21 protein-coding genes are annotated in these 17504 nt (G+C 44.1%); 17 read left to right on the top strand and 4 right to left on the bottom strand.

Features of this window, described 5'->3' with window-relative positions; genetic code table 11:
• The first annotated feature begins 2 nt into the window (after positions 1-2).
• The 6 genes from nuoN (at position 3) to JOC33_RS03110 (ending at position 7458) form a co-directional block, all read left to right on the top strand.
• On the top strand, positions 3-1508 hold the full coding sequence (gene nuoN, locus JOC33_RS03135) for an NADH-quinone oxidoreductase subunit NuoN (protein ID WP_205090856.1): 1506 nt from the start codon (positions 3-5) through the stop codon (positions 1506-1508).
• A gap of 559 nt (positions 1509-2067) precedes the next feature.
• Positions 2068-2313 carry a DUF1146 family protein gene (locus JOC33_RS03130; RefSeq protein WP_239533954.1) on the top strand — a complete coding sequence of 82 codons (246 nt, stop codon included), beginning with the start codon at positions 2068-2070 and terminating at the stop codon, positions 2311-2313.
• A gap of 90 nt (positions 2314-2403) precedes the next feature.
• Entirely contained in the window at positions 2404-3126 is a 723-nt protein-coding gene (locus JOC33_RS03125) for a YwmB family TATA-box binding protein (protein ID WP_205090854.1), read from the top strand.
• A 34-nt stretch (positions 3127-3160) separates the two neighbouring features.
• Complete coding sequence (gene murA / locus JOC33_RS03120; RefSeq protein ID WP_205090851.1) at positions 3161-4486, top strand: UDP-N-acetylglucosamine 1-carboxyvinyltransferase; 1326 nt, start codon at positions 3161-3163, stop codon at positions 4484-4486.
• 193 nt (positions 4487-4679) lie between these two features.
• Positions 4680-5714 (top strand): stage II sporulation protein D, encoded by a 1035-nt coding sequence (gene spoIID / locus JOC33_RS03115; RefSeq protein ID WP_205090849.1) that lies wholly within the window; start codon positions 4680-4682, stop codon positions 5712-5714.
• 778 nt (positions 5715-6492) lie between these two features.
• Positions 6493-7458: a stage II sporulation protein SpoIIQ gene (locus tag JOC33_RS03110; RefSeq protein WP_205090847.1), complete on the top strand. Its 966-nt coding sequence runs from the start codon at positions 6493-6495 to the stop codon at positions 7456-7458.
• A 125-nt stretch (positions 7459-7583) separates the two neighbouring features.
• On the opposite strand, the gene JOC33_RS03105 is transcribed toward JOC33_RS03110, so the two are convergent.
• Entirely contained in the window at positions 7584-7736 is a 153-nt protein-coding gene (locus tag JOC33_RS03105; RefSeq protein WP_205090846.1) for a hypothetical protein, read from the bottom strand.
• Between the two features lie 67 nt (positions 7737-7803).
• Here JOC33_RS03105 and spoIIID point away from each other — a divergent pair, with 67 nt between their 5' ends.
• The 7 genes from spoIIID to JOC33_RS03070 all read left to right on the top strand — a co-directional run bounded on the left by spoIIID (position 7804) and on the right by JOC33_RS03070 (position 14012).
• On the top strand, positions 7804-8091 hold the full coding sequence (gene spoIIID / locus JOC33_RS03100; RefSeq protein WP_205090845.1) for a sporulation transcriptional regulator SpoIIID: 288 nt from the start codon (positions 7804-7806) through the stop codon (positions 8089-8091).
• Positions 8092-8258: 167 nt separating this feature from the next.
• Positions 8259-9260 (top strand): rod shape-determining protein, encoded by a 1002-nt coding sequence (mreB, locus tag JOC33_RS03095; protein WP_205090844.1) that lies wholly within the window; start codon positions 8259-8261, stop codon positions 9258-9260.
• 18 nt (positions 9261-9278) lie between these two features.
• Entirely contained in the window at positions 9279-10094 is an 816-nt protein-coding gene (locus JOC33_RS03090) for a flagellar hook-basal body protein (protein WP_205090843.1), read from the top strand.
• An 11-nt stretch (positions 10095-10105) separates the two neighbouring features.
• Positions 10106-10936: a flagellar hook-basal body protein gene (locus JOC33_RS03085; RefSeq protein ID WP_205090842.1), complete on the top strand. Its 831-nt coding sequence runs from the start codon at positions 10106-10108 to the stop codon at positions 10934-10936.
• Between the two features lie 19 nt (positions 10937-10955).
• The gene (locus tag JOC33_RS03080; RefSeq protein WP_205090841.1) at positions 10956-11270 is read left to right on the top strand and encodes a DNA-directed RNA polymerase subunit beta; all 315 of its coding nucleotides are present in this window, start codon (positions 10956-10958) and stop codon (positions 11268-11270) included.
• Positions 11271-11519: 249 nt separating this feature from the next.
• Entirely contained in the window at positions 11520-12821 is a 1302-nt protein-coding gene (locus tag JOC33_RS03075) for an FAD-dependent oxidoreductase (protein ID WP_205090840.1), read from the top strand.
• 117 nt (positions 12822-12938) lie between these two features.
• On the top strand, positions 12939-14012 hold the full coding sequence (locus JOC33_RS03070) for a class I SAM-dependent methyltransferase (protein ID WP_205090838.1): 1074 nt from the start codon (positions 12939-12941) through the stop codon (positions 14010-14012).
• Positions 14013-14229: 217 nt separating this feature from the next.
• Here the strand turns inward: JOC33_RS03070 and JOC33_RS03065 are convergent, their stop codons facing one another.
• Positions 14230-14376 (bottom strand): lmo0937 family membrane protein, encoded by a 147-nt coding sequence (locus JOC33_RS03065; protein WP_205090837.1) that lies wholly within the window; start codon positions 14374-14376, stop codon positions 14230-14232.
• Positions 14377-14569: 193 nt separating this feature from the next.
• Between JOC33_RS03065 and fabZ the strand changes: the two genes are divergently transcribed.
• Positions 14570-14992, top strand: a complete 423-nt coding sequence (gene fabZ, locus JOC33_RS03060) for a 3-hydroxyacyl-ACP dehydratase FabZ (protein ID WP_205090836.1) — start codon at positions 14570-14572, stop codon at positions 14990-14992.
• Positions 14993-15142: 150 nt separating this feature from the next.
• A complete protein-coding gene (locus tag JOC33_RS03055; RefSeq protein ID WP_205090835.1) occupies positions 15143-15451 on the top strand; it encodes a hypothetical protein in 309 nt (102 codons plus the stop codon).
• Positions 15452-15488: 37 nt separating this feature from the next.
• Here the strand turns inward: JOC33_RS03055 and JOC33_RS03050 are convergent, their stop codons facing one another.
• Positions 15489-15662, bottom strand: coding sequence for a hypothetical protein (locus JOC33_RS03050; protein WP_205090834.1), 174 nt, complete (start codon positions 15660-15662; stop codon positions 15489-15491).
• Between the two features lie 34 nt (positions 15663-15696).
• Complete coding sequence (locus tag JOC33_RS03045) at positions 15697-15885, bottom strand: YjfB family protein (protein WP_205090833.1); 189 nt, start codon at positions 15883-15885, stop codon at positions 15697-15699.
• A 273-nt stretch (positions 15886-16158) separates the two neighbouring features.
• Between JOC33_RS03045 and JOC33_RS03040 the strand changes: the two genes are divergently transcribed.
• A complete protein-coding gene (locus JOC33_RS03040) occupies positions 16159-16620 on the top strand; it encodes a competence protein ComK (protein WP_205090832.1) in 462 nt (153 codons plus the stop codon).
• 186 nt (positions 16621-16806) lie between these two features.
• Positions 16807-17427, top strand: coding sequence for a hypothetical protein (locus tag JOC33_RS03035; RefSeq protein WP_205090830.1), 621 nt, complete (start codon positions 16807-16809; stop codon positions 17425-17427).
• Positions 17428-17504: the final 77 nt, after the last annotated feature.

The following is a 17504-nucleotide window of genomic DNA, read 5'->3' as shown; positions in this document are numbered from 1 at the left end:
AGATGGACATGGAGACATTATTAAGCTATGAATGGGGCATGATGGCCCCTGAGTTCACGATTTTAATCATTGCTACAGCATTGTCTTTGCTTGATCTGTTCACCGGTAAGCATATTAACCGAAAAAACTTCGGCTGGTTTGCAGCAGGAGGAATCGTTGTCGCAATCGTTTATCTGGTGATGCAAATAGGGCATGAGCCAGCAATGATCCTGGCGAACACTTACCGTCTGGATGCCTTTTCTATCGCTTTCAAACTGTTGCTTTTGACTGCCGCCCTTCTCGTATTATTGATGGGGATTTCCTATCAGCCGAAGGAAGGTATCGTATATCGAGGAGAATTCTATTATCTGATGTTGACTGCACTGCTTGGAGCGATGATGATGGCGAGCAGCGCTGACTTGATCACATTGTTTGTCGGACTAGAGCTGTTATCCATTTCCTCCTATGTGCTTGCCGGAATGCGAAAAAATCATCACCGTTCGAATGAAGCCGCAATGAAGTATATCGTTAATGGGGGAATATCTACTGCATTTACCTTGTTTGGCTTGAGTTACATCTATGGTTTGACAGGGAGTACAAATCTTGCCGAAATTTCCCGGGAAATATCGAATATTACCCCGGAAAATGGCCAGGCATTGCTCGCCATGGCATTTATACTTACCTTTGTCGGTTTAGCATTCAAAATATCCACCGTTCCATTCCAAATGTGGGCCCCTGATGTCTACGAAGGCTCGCCGACACCGGTTACAGCTTTTTTAAGTGTCGTATCTAAAACAGCTGGGTTCGTGATTATTTTCCGAATTCTAATCAGCATATTCCCATTCACACAAGGCTTTGACGAAAACACCTCGTTGCTGCAATCCATGATGATTTTTCTAAGCATACTTGCAGGTCTAACGATGGTTGTCGGCAATACAATTGCATTGAAGCAGCGTAACATCAAGCGGTTATTCGCTTATTCCAGTATTGCTCATGCAGGTTATTTGCTTGTTCCGTTTGTAGCCTTTTCGCAGCTGATGTTCGAAAGCACCTGGTTTTACTTACTCGCATACCTTCTGATGAATATCGGGGCATTTACAATTATCCAGATGATGAGTGATCAGCATGATTCAGAGGACGTGTCCGTTTTTGCCGGTCTCTATTATAGAAAACCGCTGCTTGCTGTTTTGATGACGATATTCCTTCTTTCCCTGGCAGGCATCCCAGGAACAGCTGGCTTTATTGGAAAACTGAACATATTTTTAGGGGCATTGTTTGCCGATCCAAACAGATACATTCTGGCCGCGATCATGATCGGAACCACTATTATTTCTTATATCTATTACTTTGGAGTCATGGCACAGATGTTCATGCGCCCTCCGGGAAGCAGGACGAAAATCGAGCTTCCACTGGCTGTTACGATTGCAATGGTCATTTGTGCGGCAGGTACACTGCTGTTAGGGATCATGCCAGGAATAGCACTCGAATTTTTCCAAAATCACTTCAACTTCGCCGAAATGCTATATTAACTGATAATGGAAATTCTTTTGTCAGGAAGGGCTGTACTCCTGAGGGAGAGGCTGGTAATCAACCTTGTAGAAAGGAAATCGGGTGAGATCACTGAAAATGGAGATCTATGTAAGGCAGGGTTGAAAAACGGTCTGTACGGAATTTTAAATTCCATACGGGCCGTTTTTTTGTACTTTAACAAAGTTTAACTTTGTTAAAAAATACTGTGTAAGCGATCGGTGGTGACGCCTGCGTGAACAGCGCGAGCCGAAGATCCGCTTGGTCAAGTGTTCTTCTTGATCAAGTGAGCTTTGGCCGTGCCCGCGGCAAGCATCCCCCGGCATGCGATTTGCGAATCAACTTCATCATAAGTTTCAGAGGCAGAGTAGACTCAGTTAAGTAAACAGACTTGGGATATCAGAAAATACCGGACTAAGGCTCAGTGGATTTTTATCCGAAATGGGTTTACGAACGAACAAATAAAGGTAGATAAAACTTAGGGTATCAAGCATGGTTGACAATTTCATTTACGCATGTCATGTTGAGTGTGGCTAAATGAGATTGAAGAGGTGTGAGAACATGGTTGAAACATGGATGCAACAAGCAGGACAGCAAGCAATGATAGGAATGATTTCCCATCTGATTTTCATCATTATCACGTGGCGTTCGCTGCAAGCAATCAAGGTGGATGCCTGGCTCCGAAAAGGCCACGTATTTGAAGTGAGAACGCTGATGATACTTGTGACCATCACCATTGGTACAACCGTCAGCAATTTCTTTCTTGACTTTCTGCAGTGGTCGCAGCAGCTGGTACATCTTTTTTAATGTCAGATGTTGTTGAAAATTAAATCGTATGCAACGCCCTCTCCTTGGAAACACTTAAAATAGTAATCTATCAAGGGGAGGACTGTTACGATGAGAAGTTTGCTGCCATTATTGCTAGTTTTATTTTTCTGTGGAACATTACTAGGAGCCGTTGTGGAAGCTGGTCCGCTTAAGGATGAACTCCCGCTTCAAAAGATTACTGAAATCCTGGAGTCAGCTTCGATCAAGGTTTCCAGATGGGAAGTAGTAGCTAGGGAGACTTTTCCGCAGGAAGATGCGGATAAGATGAGAGAATTGCTTGAATCGCAATTTCCTGATGCTGATTGGAAGCATACTTCTGATCGTAACAGTGACAAGTTTTACCTGTCGCACCCTCAGAAACAAGAAGGTATAACCGAAAATGTTATAATGATCGTCCCTAAAAATGACCATCTTGGTCTCGAAATCATTTATAAAATTCATGGGAAACAGTGGGACGAGCAGATGAGCCGGTTCGTTGCTGCAGCTGTCAAAGAAAAAAATAATCGTATTTTCTCGAAAAATGTCGTAAATTTCTCTTGTGCTGAGGCTGAAATTAGTGGTATTATGAATGATGTTTTAGTGTATGAAATTTTAGACCAAGCATTGAATATTAAACCAGTTGAAACAATAGAAGAAGCTGATTTCACCAGTATTTCCGGATATACAGAAAAATGGGGGCAGAAGATACCGCTGCCTGCTGGTCCAATGAATGTTCAGTTCGCCGCCCGCGAAGGTTTGGGCGCAAAGACAACCATTACAATTGGCACACCCATTATAACCAGTGAATACTAATAATAATGAATATGGACGCGGAGGAGAATGAACCTTGGAAAAAATCATCGTCCGTGGTGGGGGGCAGCTGAAAGGCACAGTCAAGGTCGAAGGTGCCAAAAATGCCGTACTGCCTGTCATCGCAGCAAGTATAATTGCAAGTGAAGGAAAGAGTGTTCTACACGAAGTACCAGCGTTAGCTGATGTATCTACAATCAATGAAGTATTGCGTCATATGAATGCAGAAGTTACTTTTGAAAATAATACCGTGACAGTTGATGCTTCGAAGGAACTGACAACAGAAGCACCATTCGAATATGTCAGGAAAATGCGGGCATCTGTACTTGTACTGGGACCACTTTTGGCCCGGTATGGACACGCAAAAGTCGCTATGCCCGGCGGGTGTGCGATTGGATCTCGCCCGATTGACCAGCATCTCAAAGGCTTCGAAGCCATGGGAGCATCTGTTACAGTAGGTAATGGTTTTGTCGAAGTAAATGCAGATGGGCGCTTGAAAGGCGCTAAAATTTATATGGATGTCCCTAGTGTTGGAGCCACCGAGAATATCATGATGGCTGCTGCACTTGCAGAAGGGAAGACCGTTCTGGAAAATTGTGCGAAAGAGCCTGAAATCGTGGATCTTGCCAATTTCCTCAATAAAATGGGCGCGCGCATCGTGGGCGCGGGAACAGAAACCATCCGTATCAACGGAGTGGATAAGCTTCACGGAACCACTCATACCATTATCCCTGACAGAATCGAAGCAGGAACTTTCATGGTAGCAGCAGCAATCACAAAAGGAAATGTTCTTGTTAAAGGAGCAGTTGCAGAGCATCTGCGTTCACTTGTTTCTAAAATGCAGGAGATGGGTGTAATCATTGAAGAGGAAGAAGATGGGCTTAGAGTCATTGGACCGAACCATTTGAAAGCGGTGGACATCAAGACTCAGCCACACCCTGGCTTCCCGACAGATATGCAATCGCAGATAATGGCATTGATGCTCGCAGCCAAAGGAACAAGCGTCATAACTGAGACTGTTTTTGAAAACCGATTCATGCACGTGGAGGAATTCCGCCGCATGAACGCAAAAATGAAAATTGAAGGGCGCAGTGTCATTGTCGAAGGACCTTCTGATTTGCAAGGGGCGGAAGTCGCCGCTACCGATTTACGTGCAGGAGCTGCATTGATTCTTGCCGGATTGGTTGCAGAAGGTTATACACGCGTGACAGAATTGAAGCATCTTGACCGTGGATATGTCGACTTTGCAGACAAATTAGCTATGCTTGGCGCAGATATTGAGCGGATCAATGACGCTGTCACTGCTCATTCGGAAACAGCCGTAATGGAAACGGAACAAGATTCCGTAACGACTACTCCGTAATCATAGATACATCATCAGGCTTACCCACTCATGAAATGAAAGAGTAGGGTAAGCCTTTTTATATGGAAAAAACGCTTGTTAAAGCAGACAGGGTTTTTGCGATTTAATGCTATTTTCCTGTTCTACCATATCCTTTTTTTGTATAAGTATTTACTAGAGACATCTACTATTGTTACTAGCAGGAGGGCATGGAATGAAAAAATGGCAGAGACCAGGGTTCATCAGCATTATCTCATTATTACTCATCATTCTAATGATTCCAACACTGATCGTCGTCCCCTTTATCGATTCTGGAGATAAAGAGCGGGCGCCGGAGCAAATGGCAAAGGACAAAAACGGTAAACTCATCGAGCTTCCAGCGGACCTGTCTCCATTCGACATCAATGTCTTAAGAACGGCAACCGACGAAGTGGAGACCGTACCTCTGGAGGATTATGTAGCCCGGGTGGTCGCATCGGAAATGCCGGCCGATTTTGAAATGGAAGCCCTCAAAGCTCAGGCACTGGCCGCACGAACTTACATCGTTAAGCACTATACAAGCGGAGAAAAGGTTTCTGGCAAAGCGGATGTGACGGACACCGTACAGCATCAGGTCTACAAAAACACACAGGAGCTTCGAAATCTTTGGAAGGAAGATTTTGAAGAGAAGATGACCAAGATCAATTCAGCGGTGAAAAATACGGCAGGGGAGATTCTCACCTATAAAAACCAGCCGATTTTTGCAGCTTTCTTTTCCACCAGTAATGGTTTTACCGAGAATTCCGAAGATTACTGGCCAAACCCAATTCCTTATTTGAAAAGTGTTGAAAGTCCGTGGGATGAAAATTCACCAAAATTCCTTGATCAGAAAGTCATTTCCGTGCAGGATGCGGAAGCAAAGCTTGGCGTCGACTTCCCGCAAAATATCAATAATACTAAGATTACGCTGACGGATAGCAAACGTGTCAACAATATTACAGTTGGCGGGGAAACATTATCAGGAAGAGAAGTAAGGGAGAAGCTTGAATTGCGTTCAACCGACTTCACCATTGATAAAAAAGATGGCCACTTGATTTTTACGACCAGGGGATACGGCCACGGCGTAGGAATGAGTCAATATGGGGCAAATGGAATGGCAAAGCAGGGAAAGGACTATAAAGACATCGTAAAGCATTATTATAAAGGGACAGAAATTACAGAACTTGAACAGCTGAACTCTCTTGCTTCCGCGATGGAAACAAAAAAATAACAGGAAATTTTTCCCGGTATGTCCCGAAATCCTATTAGAAATGAAAAACCATGAAGAAATAGATTTTCTTCGTGGTTTTTTTGTGTTTAAGGATCGGCTTAAGCTTGTAAAGGGTGGGCAAGGCGGTTCCGCTTTTGAGTTAATTTTAAGGGATTTTATTCCCTTTATACCTTCTTGAGGTTTTATGTAGTGTTTTTTTGCAAAGAAGCTCCCTCAACGTAGAGAAAAATATTATAGCTCAAAGTATAAGAAAATCCCTTTTTTAGGTTGGACGCTATTAAAGTTTATAACGATATACGGTTATATCATGGTTGATTCCACGATGAGCGAGAGGCGGTGACGCCTGCGGGAACAGCGCGTGCCGAAGATCCACTTGGTCAAGCGATCTTCTTGACCAAGTTAGCTGAGGTCGTGCCCGCGGCAAGCATCCGCCGGCAAGCGATTCGTGAGTATCAACAAAAAACTTCAACATCTCCTTTCGATTATAAAGGACTTTTTCTGTAGACTCATTTGTTTCCCAGCCCCACTTTTCCGTTATAAAAAATAACTGAAAATAAAAAACCCCCCAAGTAAGTCTAATACAGACTTATGGGATTAAAGGTTTGACGTATGTCCGACATATGAGCTGTTTCCCTTCTCCCAACTTTCAGGAAGTAAAGTAATTCATACGCCAAACAAGGTTCATTTTCACTTTCCTGATATATTTACAGAAAATTTTTCCACTTGATGTATAACTCTCTGATTTTTTGCTCAGAATGGTTGCTGAGGTGATGAACAAATGAGAGAGGAAGAAAAAAACGGCGTCACAAAAATGAAGTTCCGACGCTTGTTACGCAAGAAGTGGATGTATCCAGCGATTTATTTGTCCATAGCAGCTATCGTACTAGCTGGGGTTCTATGGTACCAGCAACAAGGAAATGATTTGGCAGAAAATCCGAACAGCGATGTCAATGATCAAGTAGTCACAGACGATCCATTCGGTGAAGATGCTGTCCCAGTCATGGAGTCACAGGAAAAATTGGCAATGCCGGTTGATGAGGATTCTCAAATTGTAACGAAGTTCTATGATTACGATGCTTCCGAAAAAGATCAAGAAAGCGCACTTGTATTGTATGAAAATAAATATTACCAAAGTACAGGTGTCGACTTCACGAAGAACGACGAAAAGTTCGACGTCAAGGCAGCATTGACCGGTCAAGTTACAGAGGTAAAAGAAGATCCGCTTTATGGCAATGTCGTAACTATTGAACATGCCGGTGAGGTATCTACTGTCTATGCAAGTCTAGGAGAAGTCAAAGTTGAAGCAGGGACAGAAGTGGCCCAAGGTGATGTCCTGGGAACATCCGGCAGAAACGTATTCGGACAAGCTAGCGGTGTCCATGTTCACTTCGAAGTACGCAAAGGCGATCAAGCTCTGAATCCAGAAGAATTCTTCGGTAAGCCACTTAGCGAAATTGATAAAGCTAAAGAAGAAGCTAAAGAAGAAGCTAAAGATGAGCAAGATGCTGATGCAACGGAAGAACAGGACGATGCTGCAACAGAAGGTCAGGAAGACCCAGCTTCTGAAGAGCAGGGTACCGAGCCATCTAAAGATCAGGATAATGGTGCTGAGTCTGGAACAGAAGAAGATGTTGATGCACCTGCAGAAGGTGAAGAAGGCACAGACACCGGCGAAGGCGCTGAACAAGGTGATGACGGTGTCGCCGATGATATTGAATCTTCCATTTCCACAACCCAAACTTAATTTAAAGAAAGCCGCGTACATTGCGCGGCTTTTTTTAATTTGTCCAAAAAATGGATAAATATGCATAGTATTTCATATTCAAGGACAGTCATATAACTTATGGAAAGGGGCCTGGCCGTCTTCAGTCAAGTAAAATAAGGACTTGTCGCCTGGTTTTTCATACATAATCCGCTTCTTGAATTAATATGATGTAAATAACCGAGCATTCGGTCAGCATCCGAGGTGCACGATACGAACATAGAAGCGAAACGTTTTTCCGTCGACTGCTTTTTTCTCATAACATCCCCCAAGTTAATCACCTTGTCTCATAACACCTTGGATAGTCAACCTTAGGAGGCGAGTGATGTGCATGACTACATCAAAGAGAGGACCATCAAGATAGGGGAATACATTGTGGAAACAAAAAAAACGGTACGTGTCATCGCAAAAGAATTCGGTGTGTCCAAAAGTACGGTTCATAAGGACCTGACAGAACGGCTTCCGGAATTAAATCCGGAGATGGCGGTCCAGGTAAAGAAAATCCTCGATTATCATAAGGAAATCCGTCACCTTCGAGGCGGTGAAGCTACGAAACGAAAGTACCAGATGAAACTGCAGCCAGAATCGAATCAGCCGGTACAGCCCTCCCAATAAGTAAATCGATTCTCCCTTTTTGTATAATTTAGTTAATTTGTGGAAAGTTTTTTTCATAACAAGTGCGACGAATGTCGTAGTTTTGTGATAGAATATAACATTAGATGCGTGAAGTTTTCGGACGGATGCGATAATAGTCTTTTGTATGAACAGGGAGGATCAACCTAATGTTTGCCAGAGATATTGGAATAGACCTAGGTACTGCTAATGTATTGATCCACGTACGCGGAAAAGGAATCATTCTTGATGAGCCTTCTGTAGTAGCGATGGACCGCAATACTGGAAAAGTTTTGGAAGTCGGCGAGGATGCACGCCGCATGGTGGGACGTACGCCGGGAAATATTGAAGCCATCAGACCGCTAAAGGATGGTGTGATTGCCGACTTTGACGTTACAGAAGCGATGCTTCGGCATTTCATAAACAAAATCAACGTGCGGGGCTTTCTATCAAAGCCGCGCATGTTGATATGCTGTCCGACGAATATCACAAAAGTCGAGCAGAAAGCGATCAGGGAAGCCGCTGAGAAATCAGGCGGGAAAAAGATTTACTTAGAAGAAGAACCGAAAGTGGCTGCAATTGGCGCCGGAATGGAAATATTTCAGCCGAGCGGAAACATGGTCGTTGATATCGGCGGAGGTACGACGGATGTCGCGGTACTATCGATGGGCGACATTGTGACCGCATCCTCGATCAAAATGGCCGGTGATAAGTTTGACCACGAAATTTTGAATTACATTAAAAAGCATTACAAGCTGCTGATTGGTGAGCGCACAGCAGAAGAAATCAAAATGAAGGTCGCTACTGTATTTCCTGGATCTCGTAAAGAGGAGATCGATATTCGCGGTCGTGATATGGTATCCGGACTGCCGCGGACCATAACTGTAAACTCTTCAGAAATCGAATCTGCACTTAGAGAGTCCGTTATGGTGATTGTACAAGCTGCCAAATCCGTGCTGGAACGGACACCGCCAGAGCTTTCTGCGGATATCATAGACCGGGGCGTTATTATGACAGGCGGCGGTGCGCTGCTTCATGGTATCGATCAGCTGCTTGCGGATGAATTGAAAGTCCCTGTTCTTGTAGCCGAAGAACCGATGAACTGCGTTGCTAAAGGCACGGGCATCATGCTTGAAAACATCGATAAAGTCGCGAAAAATAAAATCAGCTGATAAAAGGAGCGATTTCCCTTGTTGAGAGGATTCTACACCGCTGCGTCCGGTATGCTGGCTCAGCAGCGCCGTCAAGAAGCTTTATCCAATAATATGGCCAATATGCACACACCTGGCTACAAAGCGGACCAAGGGGTCATGCGTGCTTTTCCTGAGCTTTTGATGGAGCGTGTGGAAGCGAATCAATTTCCTGCTGGCAAGGGACTTCATGTTCCATTACATAAGGAAATTGGCACTCTGAATACAGGGACATACCTGCAGGAGACGATACCGGACTTTACTCAGGGAGACATCCGTGAAACGGGGGTTGCCACCGACATGGCGATTATCAACGGGGATCTCCCGGATGAGAACGGAGCTTTGTTCTTCACGGTTCAAAATGAAGCAGGTCAACAGCGGTACACGCGTAATGGCAACTTTACTGTAGATGGACAAGGCTTTTTAGTTAGTGGAGAAGGATATTATGTTCTCGACCAGGATGGTAATCCGATTCAAACAGGCGGAATGGAGTTTAACGTATCCTCGGAAGGAGTCGTTTCTTTTGCAGGTAACGAAGCTGCCCTTGGCATCGGCTATACTCCTGATGCTTCAGAATTTGTGAAAGAAGGAAATGGTCTGTTTCGGGCAGAAGGTGAAATCGCTGACGCCCGCGAGACACCAGGTGCCGAGTTTACTGTCCGTCAGAATCATCTGGAACGTTCGAATGTCGATCCAGCCAAAACAATGACAGAAATGATGAATACATACCGTAATTTTGAATTGAATCAACGCGTACTGAAAGCATATGACCAAAGTATGGATAAAGCCGTCAACGAAATCGGCAGGGTTAGATAAGGGAGAGCAGAATGTCCAGGATGATGATTCAGGCAGCTGTAACGATGGGGCAGCTGCAGAATAAACTTGATATGATCGGCCATAACCTCGCCAACACGAATACACCAGGGTACAAGACGCGCCATGCAGACTTCTCCTCCTTGCTGTTTCAACAGATGGATAATGTGGATGAACAAAATCCCGACGCACCACGGAATACACCGGAAGGAATCCGTGTCGGCGCAGGGGCTAAGCTTGGGCAGATCAGCATTGATCTTACTCGCGGCAACATACAGGTGACAGATAGAGCCTTAGATGCTGCTCTCCTTACAGATAATCAGTTATTTCAGGTGGAGGTACAGACTCCGGGAGGCACCGAAACGCAATTTACCAGGTCTGGCAATTTCTACCTTAGTCAAATAGGAAACGGGCAGACAATGCTGACGGATGCTAATGGCCATGCACTTCTGGGGGAAAATGGCCCGATAATCATTGAAGGGGCTTTTAATGGAATATCCATAGAGGAAGATGGTATGATTATAGTAGATAGGCCGCAAGGAGAAACCGCAGAAGGACGCATTGAAATCGTCGAAGCTGTACGACCTCGTCTATTGGAAGCGGCTGGAGGCAATAAATTCCGTCTTCCGGATATGGACGAGCTTGGATTTGCAGCTGATGAAATAATTCAAATTGCAAACCGCGGTAACGTACAGATAAAAAGCGGTGCTCTCGAATCTTCTAATGTCGACATTTCAAAGCAGATGACCGATATGTTGATGGCACAGCGAGCCTACCAGTTTAATGGACGGTCCATATCGCTGAATGACCAAATGAGCGGACTGGTCAATCAACTGAGATCATAACCATAAGGAGTCATTTTTTATGCCTACCCTGGAGAAGAACAAGCCCACTCGGAAACAAAATAAACAAAAAACGATAGAGCAAAAAGGGCACGAACCAGCCAATAAAGAACCGAAAGCTGATCGAAAAGACAAGCAGAGCCGGAAAGAACGAAAGCCGGTACGCAGAATTCTGCCGATTTGGCTGCGTGTCATCATCGTGCTGGTGCTTTGCGTTGTAGCCCTCCTGGTGGGACTGATTGTTGGATATGGTGTCATCGGGAACGGAGAACCGCTGGACGTCCTTGACATTTCCACATGGGAACGTATTTGGAACATCGCATTCAAAACCGAATAATTTTTTGAAAACAAGCGCTGTCCTGCTGATGCAGGATAGCTTTTTTTGCATTTTAAGAAAGTTTAAGTATGTAAAAAGATTAAAGTATAAGTAAACTAACGCATTCGAGACATATGGATTTGGCGACAAGCCGAGTTTTTCTGCTGTGTATTTTTTTTACACGAGCCATGAATATGCTTCTGCAAGTTTTTTAAGAGGCATTTTGTGGAAGAAGGTATTAAACAGTAAGTAATAAAGGGGGAAGGCAGTTTGCATACTGAAGTGTTTGTGGCTGGCGGCGGTGTGGGAGGACTTGCACTGGCAGTAAAGCTTGCCAGCCGCGGGGTCCATGTGACCGTTGCAGAGCAGCTCGATAAAACATCCCCTTTATATAAAGGAGAACTTCTTCAGCCTAAAACCATAAATATCCTTGACAGTCTGGGAGTTCTTTCTGATGTTCACGAATATGGAAATAAAATTGAGGATCTCGAGTTTCAGGAAGTGATCCGCCATTCGTCCGGCTGGCTGGAGGAAATCAGTAATACGAAGCTCACTTACAATCGTCTCGCAGGTGACTTTGATTATGCGCTCATGATTCCCCATGACCGGATCAAGGCAATCCTGAAAGAAAAAGGAGAACAGTTTCCGGAATACTTTCACTACCTGGCTGGTGCCAGGTTTCTCGGATTTGAAAACGGTAAGGCCGCAATCAAATGGAACAAGGATAAGAAATTTGTTGAGGCTGATGTATATGTGGGTGCGGAAGGCCGTAGTTCTCCAACCCGGGAAGCGATGGGAGTCTCAGTCAACCGGACTGATTATAACCATCATTTTCTTACAGTGACCATCCCAAGGCCGGATGATTTCATCGAAGGAAAAATCGTCACGACAAATCGCTGTCTGTTGGGCATGTTTCCTTTGCCGGATAACGAAGTCCGCACCGTTTACTTAATTAAAGCTGGGGAATACAAGCAAATCAAGGAGAAAGGGCTTGAGTACGTTTATCGTGCATATGGCAGTCTCGAACCGCGGCTCAAGGAACACGTGAAGGCGATAAAAGAATGGAAAAAGATACAGCTGATGATTCCTTATACGTACCATGTCGATAAATATGTGACTGGAAATATAGCGTTGATCGGTGATGCGGCTCACACGGTTCATCCTATGGCAGGTGAGGGGATGAATCTTGCTATTCAGGATGCAGACGTATTAGGAGAGCTGGTGGCATGGTGTAAAGAGACAGGCAGACATTACCACGAGTATTTGGCTGATTATGAACAGGTGCGCCGCCCACACGTCGAATTTTTACTGAAACTGAGCCACTTGTCGGCAATCGTCTATTCTTACCCTTATGAATGGTGGCGAAGGCTCCGTATGAAAGCGGTCGAAAGGATGTGTGAGGACGATAAACTGCACGAAAAGCAGATGCTGAACATTTCCGGCCTTGGGAAGTGGGATTTTTCCATTGTGGACAGAGCGATCCAGGCAGGAGCTTTCCCAGCACGAAAACAAACCATTACAGACACACAGCAATTGAACCACCACTTCCAAGACTACCCCTGGAAAAAATAGAGCACCCCGCGAGAACCAAAAATTTACAAGATGAAGTGCCCCCCGTGAGAACCAGTTTTTTACAGCAGACAACACCCCGTGAGAACCAGGAATTTACAGTGAAAGGTGTGGAAAGAGATGAAGAGTGAATGGACGAATGCCATGCAGGCGCGGAAATGGATGAAAAAAAATGAAGCATTCTTATACAGCTGGCACGCGTATGTAGGCTCTGAAATGGATCTGTTCGAAGCGTTCAGGCATCCCGCGACGGTTGAAGAGGTTTCATATAAAACAAATTACCCAGAGGATTTGCTGGAAGCCTGGGTGAACGTCGGCGTGGCTTTAAAACATTTAAAAAAGAAGAAACACAATCGTTTCCGCACCTCCAAAAAACGATGCAGTTCTTTGATGGAGAATAACGGACCTGGTGTCCCGGCGCTTTTAAAAGAAATGATGGAGCTCCATTTACCGACCTTACTGGCTTATCCGAAAATCATGCGTTCCCATAAGCGGACAACTTTCGATCATGAGGAATACGGAGGAGTCGTTGCGGAGACCTCTGCATTGCTAGAGCATTTTGCCATCCGTAAAATCAAAAGGAAAGTCAGGGAGCAAAGCGTACGGACCATTGTTGACCTCGGCTGCGGACATGGGGGTTATCTCCGCAAGCTTGCACGCAATTTTCCCGATATCAAAATGATCGGTGTTGATATCAATGAAAAAGTGATTGAAAGTGCAAAGCTGCAATCCAAAGATTATCCGAATCTTAGTTTCGAAGTCGGCGATCTCGAGGAATGGAGCTATGATGATGGCCAGGTCGATATGATCCTCCTCCACAATGTTTTCCATTATGTCCATCCGGAAGAACGCGGGGACCTGCTACAGAAAATCAATGGAAACCTGAAGGAGGAAGGTCTTATTTCAGTAATCACACCTTTGAACGAGACAGAGTATGGCGAGGCTTTCTCTTCCGCATTTAACAGCTTTTTCGTGGCGCATTCTAACTTATATGCCCTGCCTAAACAAAGTGAACTTGAAAAACTCACAGATAAAGGCAGCATGAAAGTCCTCGACCTTGATCCGATCATTAAAGAAGGTTCCTGGTTCACCTTCTGGTTAGCGCCAGTTCGGACTGGCCGACAAGAGAACGAGAAAGAAGATACGGCCATCGAGGAACAGCATCTTGCGAGTGCTTCTGGCCACGTTCGGTGAAATGCTTATGCTCGCCGGACGGGAGTTTATGCTCGAGGGAAATAAATTTATGCTTGCCGGACGCAAGTTTACGCTCTCAAAAAGTAAATTTATGCTCGCCAATCGCAAATTTATGCTCGTACCAGCAATTTAACCAAGTCAACCCGCCAATCTGGTATGAGCCACATGCCATATCGTTAAAGGAAAAAGCCTCCCCACAAAAAGGGAGGCTTTTCCGCTATGGTCTGCCGCGGCCTTGAACGAGGCGGACAATTAAGACGATTAGGGCGATGACTAGCAGAATATGAATAAGGTTGCCTGCGATATTACCGATGAAGCCGAACAGCCAAAGGATGAGCAGCACGATCAGAATCGTCCAGAGCATCGCTTGTTCCTCCTTTTTCATGAATGGTAATAATCATGTCTTTTATATATTCCCATTATTTAGATTCTGCAAAACCTTACATTATATGGAAATAGACTCCTCCCTTCTCTAAATTCCCTCAAATAAGAAATTTTGTCGAATCTGTCGGACATGTTTATAATGGGGTTAGTGAAAAGAAAGGAGCACGATACATATGATGGACATCAATGAAATTAAAGATATCATTCCTCATCGCTATCCATTTTTGCTGATCGATCAGGTCGAGGAGGTTGTGGAAGGGGAACGCGCCATAGGTTATAAAAATGTAACCGCCAACGAACCATTTTTCCAAGGCCATTTTCCTGATTTTCCTGTCATGCCAGGAGTGCTGATCGTGGAGGCTCTTGCGCAGATTGGTGCTGTAGCAATGTTGAAAAAGGAAGAAAATCAAGGGAAGCTTGCGTTTTTTACTGGCATAGATAAATGTCGTTTCAAGCGTCAGGTAAAGCCCGGAGACCGACTGAAGCTGGAAGTGGAGATCGTCCGTGTGAAAGGACCGATGGGTAAAGGAAAAGCCACTGCCACTGTTGACGGCGAGCTTGCCTGTGAAGCGGAAATCATGTTTGCGTTAAAATAATGAACGAAAGAACAAGCCGAGGACAGCTTACATGTTTCTCGGCTTTTAAATGTTTTAAAAAGTATTTTTTTACCATAAATCAAATATTGGTATTTTTAATTTTTTTGGGAAAGATAGGGGTGAAATAACTATTCGAAGGAGGAAAATCCAATGAGTAAAACATTATTGATGAAGCTAGGTGCAGCTTCTTTGGCTGTATTCCTTTTAGGTGCTTGTGCGACACAGGAGGAAGACACCAACGAGGGTAATAACAACCAGGAGCAACAGGAAGGCACTGGTGAAGAGCAAATGAACTTCGACGATGGTGATCAAATGAACAACCAGGATGGTAATATGAATGGTGAAAATGGTCCGGATATCGACATGAACGAAGACATGGAAGGCAAAGGCAACAACGACGATATGACGAATGAAGATACTATGGAGCGCGACCGTTTGAATGGTAACAACAACGAATAATCCATAAAAAAGAGTAACAGCCACGGCATCGTGGCTGTTACTCTTTTTGGCGGAAGAAAAAAGACAGCATCCAGATGCAAAGACCAGTAAGTGTCAGAACCGGGATGATCACTTCCAAACGTGGAAATGGCAATATCATCAGGCCGATTCCTGAAAGAAACAGGACGGTTCCAACGATGGCGATCATGTTACCTGACTTGGATTGTTTCACGACCACGCCATCTCCCTTCTCACACAATATGCGATTATGCTTTCATATCTATTTTTGCCCCGAGATCCGGATGCGCAGGTGCCGGTGCTTGTGATTGAATCATTTCCAACATCCCTGCCCCCTGAGCCTCCATCTGGTTCATTGCCTTATCCATCAGGGCGATTCCCGCATTCTGCTTCAGCTGGGCCTGGTTCATGATGACAGACATTGCAGCAATATCCATTATCCACCTTCCTTTCTTGTACTTTAAAAAAGTTTAACGTTGATAAAGGATTAAAGGTTAAGTAAAACTAAGGCTTTCTCCATAAGCCAAGTTTTCCTAATGAAAATCCCCTACCTTTCTAATATCGACAGGTTGGCAACCTTATTAAAGTATGTTTGTCAAGGCTTTTAGCAGTTTTGTTCACAAAATTGCCATAGTGACTGAGCGGTGGCAATTTTTAACTGTAGTAAAATAGGCGTAGGTAAATATTCTTTTTAAAAGGTGGAAAAATGGATGACTACAATCAAGAACCACTATCTGATTACCAGAAAGACAATGATGTTGACACCAGAATATACCGACGAGGCAAACACGATCATCAAGGAGGAAGGCAATAGCTTCTTGGCAAAGCCGTGTATGAAAAAAATACTGAATGACAGCTGTCTGGTGAATGGAGCTTCTTTTATTGGCAGGATGAATTTCGCTAAAAATTGTCTGATGACAGATAAAAAGCTGCCTGTTGGAGTAATCCCGCATGCCAATGTCATTATGTTCCCCGTAGGGACAGGCAATATATTCCACAAAGTATGGCTGGCCTATAACCATATCATAGATTTCAGGGAGATTTCCCAGGGACGGATGGAACTGTTATTCACCGATCAGTCCACTTCGACCATTACAATTTCCAGGCATTCCTTCAGACGCCAGTATAATTTAGCAGCCCAGCTCACCCTTAAACACACATACAATTGTTGATTACCTGATACATAGAATTCCGAAAGCCTTCCGATTTTTACTTCTTTATTTTTATGATAAACTTGACACACATAAAACTATTTTTTCAGCTTGAAAAAACGTCGTCTCCACCTGAGAGGGCTGGCAGATTTTGATAGTTTTTTCGCAGGGCAGACAGGGAATATCGAAGGAGAGGTGATCGGATAAATGAAATATAGAACGGCAGAAGACATTGAAAGCTTACTATTGGACGAACAGGAAACCATCGTAAACAAAATTGATCCAGAAAAAATTGATGTCTATCTTTTTCTCCATGATCTTTTTAAAAAGACGGACGTAACAACTAATCGCGTATTTCAATTTGCGTTTCGTCATTTTTACAAATTGGACAACCCAAGTCTGACGCAAGAGTTCCAGGACCGATACTTCGAAATCATGGAACAGCAGCGAAACGATAAACATTCCAGTATTGTCAATGTAGTTACAGAGTTATACGAAATTAAAAACCATAAAGGCAACCCGACCATGCAGTTTCCGCTTGCCACTGCTATGCTACATACACTTAATCCTAATTTTCCGACTTACGACAGTGATGTAGCGAAAGCATTCGATTTTTCCTCGACATACCATCTGAATGGCTTCTATAAGAAGATGAAGAGGTATGTTGATCAGTATCAGCACACCTTCGATACCTACAAAATCCTAATGGAAAGAGAAAGTCTCGCTCCGATGTTCGACCATTTTGAGACAAGGTTCCCTCGGAACGGACTTTCTAAAGTGAAAAAAATGGACCTTATGGTCGCAGAACTCGGTAAGCAGTTATCCTGATTAGAGAACTGGCCGAAGAGTGTTTCAGCACTTTTCGGCCAGTTTTTATTTGTTATCCAGAATTCCACACTAGTACC

Origin of the sequence: Thalassobacillus pellis (assembly GCF_016908295.1) — a bacterium.
GTDB lineage: Bacteria > Bacillota > Bacilli > Bacillales > Halobacillaceae > Thalassobacillus > Thalassobacillus pellis.
Note: the sequence above shows the minus strand (reverse complement) of the source record. Positions and strands in the feature narration are given on the sequence as shown.

Bases quoted from the DNA above. Each gene is read 5' to 3' on its own strand.
- nuoN (WP_205090856.1), top strand. From the start codon at position 3: ATGGACATGGAGACATTATTAAGCTATGAATGGGGCATGATGGCCCCT.
- JOC33_RS03130 (WP_239533954.1), top strand. From the start codon at position 2,068: ATGGTTGAAACATGGATGCAACAAGCAGGACAGCAAGCAATGATAGGA.
- JOC33_RS03125 (WP_205090854.1), top strand. From the start codon at position 2,404: ATGAGAAGTTTGCTGCCATTATTGCTAGTTTTATTTTTCTGTGGAACA.
- spoIID (WP_205090849.1), top strand. From the start codon at position 4,680: ATGAAAAAATGGCAGAGACCAGGGTTCATCAGCATTATCTCATTATTA.
- JOC33_RS03110 (WP_205090847.1), top strand. From the start codon at position 6,493: ATGAGAGAGGAAGAAAAAAACGGCGTCACAAAAATGAAGTTCCGACGC.
- JOC33_RS03105 (WP_205090846.1), bottom strand. From the start codon at position 7,736: ATGAGAAAAAAGCAGTCGACGGAAAAACGTTTCGCTTCTATGTTCGTA.
- mreB (WP_205090844.1), top strand. From the start codon at position 8,259: ATGTTTGCCAGAGATATTGGAATAGACCTAGGTACTGCTAATGTATTG.
- JOC33_RS03085 (WP_205090842.1), top strand. From the start codon at position 10,106: ATGTCCAGGATGATGATTCAGGCAGCTGTAACGATGGGGCAGCTGCAG.
- JOC33_RS03080 (WP_205090841.1), top strand. From the start codon at position 10,956: ATGCCTACCCTGGAGAAGAACAAGCCCACTCGGAAACAAAATAAACAA.
- JOC33_RS03070 (WP_205090838.1), top strand. From the start codon at position 12,939: ATGAAGAGTGAATGGACGAATGCCATGCAGGCGCGGAAATGGATGAAA.
- JOC33_RS03065 (WP_205090837.1), bottom strand. From the start codon at position 14,376: ATGCTCTGGACGATTCTGATCGTGCTGCTCATCCTTTGGCTGTTCGGC.
- fabZ (WP_205090836.1), top strand. From the start codon at position 14,570: ATGATGGACATCAATGAAATTAAAGATATCATTCCTCATCGCTATCCA.
- JOC33_RS03055 (WP_205090835.1), top strand. From the start codon at position 15,143: ATGAGTAAAACATTATTGATGAAGCTAGGTGCAGCTTCTTTGGCTGTA.
- JOC33_RS03045 (WP_205090833.1), bottom strand. From the start codon at position 15,885: ATGGATATTGCTGCAATGTCTGTCATCATGAACCAGGCCCAGCTGAAG.
- JOC33_RS03040 (WP_205090832.1), top strand. From the start codon at position 16,159: ATGACTACAATCAAGAACCACTATCTGATTACCAGAAAGACAATGATG.
- JOC33_RS03035 (WP_205090830.1), top strand. From the start codon at position 16,807: ATGAAATATAGAACGGCAGAAGACATTGAAAGCTTACTATTGGACGAA.